Here is a 2461-nt window from a genome sequence, read left to right as displayed (position 1 = left end):
ACCTTGCTCTGCCGCATCCCCTGTTCGAATAAATCAGCTGCCTGCATACGCCGCTGTTCCAACTCAACTGGACTCAAGAACTTGCGTGTTCGGGTCCCCATACACCCGGTATGCCGAACACGGCCAGAACATCAAACACGACGTCAAAGATCAGTAGTAGCCCTACCGCTCACCCCGGCCCGCCAGCCATCACGGCACCGGCAGCAGATCCCGCAACCGTACCCACTCGGCATTGTTCATGGCCGAGCCGTACCAACGCCCACGCTCCGGCCGGTCGGTCGCGTTCCCGAACCTAGAGGCGAGACAGTCACACCCAGGAGTGGACGGACCGGACCGGCAACCAGCAACCACGCGACACTTCGACAACAGGGCTCTCACTACTCGCTGGACTCGACAACCGCGAGCTACCAAGGGACCGTTCCGTCATCCCCGCACCAGCCAACTCACGCGATCCAGCCACCCGTTCGAATCCGACCGGCCACGCGAACGGATAGAGCACAACCGGTTAAGGACGCTGCCAGCACGCGTCCACGCCCGTCCGGCTCCGACTCGCGACGTCCGCTCAATACAGACGGCGAAGGGCGAGCACGTCTCCCTTGCCGAGCGTCCGGGCGAGCGTCTTGCAACGGAAAGCAGTCATGTACATGGTGAGATTCTCGTGTCGCGCACCGACGTGACCCAACCCGAACACATGCCCGGCCTCATGAGTACCTATGGAGCGGATGTCGTATTTGTTCAAACATGTGCTGCTCGGCTTGTTCGTGAAGTCGTAGTCACGGATGTTGAAGCGGACGTCGGCCTCACGCAAATCATTCTTTGCGTCGCCGGGCATGGTCCAGGCCCACGAGCAGGTCAAGGCCACGAAGTTGCTCTTGAGAACTCCGGCATCCCACACACTCTGCCCGTCGTCGCCCAAGCACCAAGAGCTGGAATTAATGCCTGCTTCGCGACTGGTCTCGGAGACGAAGTGCATTCTCGCGCCGACCATGTCGCGGTATCCGCAACTGTTGTAGCTTCTGGTGATGTTTCCAATGGCGTCCTTGAACGCCCTCTTCGCCTCTTTCCGGGACAGCCCGCCAGGCATGCGGCCATCGCCGATGGACCAGGCGTAGACACCGTATTCCTTGTGATCGGCAGTGCTGTATGCACTGTCGCTGCAGGCTCCAGTCGCTGTGGAGTCGTCGACGTCCGCCGCGTAGGCTTCCTCTGCATGAGCTTCAGGCCCGCCTTCAACCTCGTCGTCCGCTTCCTGCGCAAGATCGACTGCCGGAACGCCAGAGTTCGACAGAGGGTCGGGAATATCAGTGCCTGCGATGGAGGTGTCCACGTCGGCACCTTCCGTCAAGTCGTACGAGACCGTTCCATCGGCAGCAACTTCGAGCGTGAACCCGTGTGAAACGCCGTCGGTCGTCAGGGCATCAACGGTGACAGCCATGCCTGGTCCCGGTACCGTCACACCGGTTCCGCCGTACGTGACCACGCGACCGATCGCATCACAGTCAATTGCCGACGAGCCGGCCGCCAATTCGTGAACGGTGAGCTCCCGCTGTGCGGACGCACACCCATGTGCTGCCATCGAGGCTCCACATGCGAAGCCGTCGGCCAGGTTCAACGAAGCCGTGAGCGCGAGAGTCATAATCGTCCTGCCGATGAGTCTTGGAGTAAGCTCGGCCACTCTTCACTCCCTGTTGCACGCCCGCTGCGCGGATCATGATGAGGTTCTGTTTTCAAATCAACGCCGCATTGACAGCGGAAGGGCCCCGGTCTCCAGTGTGGCTGGTCACGTTGCGGACCACGACTTGAGCCACAACAGCTTCGAACCTGCATCAAGCTGGTGCTCCTCTCGGAAGACGGTGCGCAGAGCGCGAATCCATGCATGTGCGCACCCTTTTGAACGGGAGGTCCTAAATAGCGCAGGACGGCATCGCATCGACGAGCCTCCACGCGCCTTTTCTTTGCCTATCGGGCCAATTGAATCCAGCGGGCCTACGCGCACCAAGGGCACTGCCAAGGACGAGTGTCGGCACTGCGAACCACGTCGCTGGCAATGAGCCCAACTGTGCGGCCTGAATCGGTCGCCGCCAGTAGGACTGCGAGCCGGTTCCGCGCTATCTCGATTTTGGGTTGGCGCCCGGTTCGTTGAAACCAGGTCAGAAGACCTGTACGGCCTGGTCATTACCACCTGTGCATTGCCGGTTGCCGCGTTTCTCTGCAAGCCCGCGGGATCGACCAACGCGCTCAACACTAGACACGCTCATCCCCCTCGCAGGGCTGGCTGCCAGCGGGCGCTGTAACGGGACACGTCTCCTTGCTCGTTGAGGGCGGATTACCTCTGGCTTCCGAGGGAAGTCGAGAAGCGCGGGACCCGCTCGGCCCAGCTCTCCAGGGCCGTACGGCAGGCGTGGTCGAGGTGGTGCAGTCCGGAGAGGTTGAGCTCGACCGGGCGGTCCTGGGGCAGGGC

General features: G+C 61.7%; 1 protein-coding gene. It reads right to left on the bottom strand.

Annotated elements, in window-relative coordinates:
• Positions 1–562: 562 nt before the first annotated feature.
• On the bottom strand, positions 563–1675 hold the full coding sequence (locus tag ACZ7NC_RS45175) for a zinc metalloprotease (protein ID WP_471498176.1): 1113 nt from the start codon (positions 1673–1675) through the stop codon (positions 563–565).
• Positions 1676–2461 lie beyond the last annotated feature (786 nt).

The organism is Streptomyces sp. NPDC111802 (genome assembly GCF_055634335.1).
This window is presented reverse-complemented; position numbering and strand designations above follow the sequence as displayed.